This is a genomic window from Myroides sp. LoEW2-1, assembly GCF_009767705.1.
Classification (GTDB): domain Bacteria; phylum Bacteroidota; class Bacteroidia; order Flavobacteriales; family Flavobacteriaceae; genus Flavobacterium; species Flavobacterium album_A.
In genome coordinates, this window is record NZ_WSPP01000331.1 from 1 (window position 1) to 983 (window position 983).

General features: G+C 29.7%; 1 protein-coding gene and 1 pseudogene. Both read left to right on the forward strand.

What is annotated here, in order from left to right:
* The coding region (locus GOQ24_RS15525) for an AAA family ATPase (protein ID WP_160340095.1) at window positions 1-802 on the forward strand (802 nt) is incomplete at its 5' end.
* Window positions 802-983: pseudogene (locus GOQ24_RS16575) on the forward strand (restriction endonuclease); the annotation flags it as partial. The gene GOQ24_RS15525 and the pseudogene GOQ24_RS16575, both read left to right, overlap by 1 nt.

Genomic DNA, 983 nt, shown 5'->3' on the forward strand with positions numbered 1-983 from the left:
ATATGATATAACAGAAGCTGTTTATCTCTTTTCCGCAGATGAAACACGATTTAAGTATAAAGGAGATAATTGGGTTGCACATAGTAAAGGTTTAAATATGAAATTTTCTGAGTTAAAGAAAATTATTGATTTAGGTGCAACCGAACGTCAAGATATCAAAAAAATGATAGACGTTGAAGAATTAACTCGTCAACACGCTACTTATTTTATTAAGATTGTAGAAAAATATTACGATTTCAAAAAAACATATAAAGAGTCAAATCCTACTCAAGCCAGGGCTGAATTAAAAAACTATGTTTTAATCATAGACGAAATCAATCGGGCAAATCTTTCGTCTGTGTTAGGTGAATTAATTTATGCTTTAGAATATCGAGGAGAATCTGTAGAAAGCATGTATGAAGTAGATGGTCATGAATTAATTTTACCACCCAATCTTTACATCATTGGTACAATGAATACAGCCGACAGATCCGTTGGTCATATTGATTATGCAATTCGGAGAAGATTTGCTTTTGTGGATGTATTGCCAAAAGATTTATCTGAAGAAGATAATATTTCATTTGATGCCGAATTATTTTATTCAGTTGAAAAGCTTTTTGATACTAATTTATCACCTGAATTTGAAAAGAAAGATGTGCAATTAGGACATTCGTATTTTATTGACAAATCAAAAGATGGTGGTTCTATGGATATTCGTTTAGAATATGAAATTAAACCAATTTTATTAGAATACGTGAAAGATGGGGTTTTAATTGGGGGTGATATCAAAAAACTTATTGATGATTTAGAGCCTTCTATATAATGGGAATACGTTTATCAGAACATAAATCATTTTTTATCCGCTTAATGCAACCAGATATCGAAATATCTGATAATTTAGAAGAATTGTTGCTTTTGGATATTGATTTTGAGAAGTATAGTAATATTACTTCCAAAGCTTATAATAATAGTAGTTACCGGTTTCTTTTTGAGAAAAAAGAAAA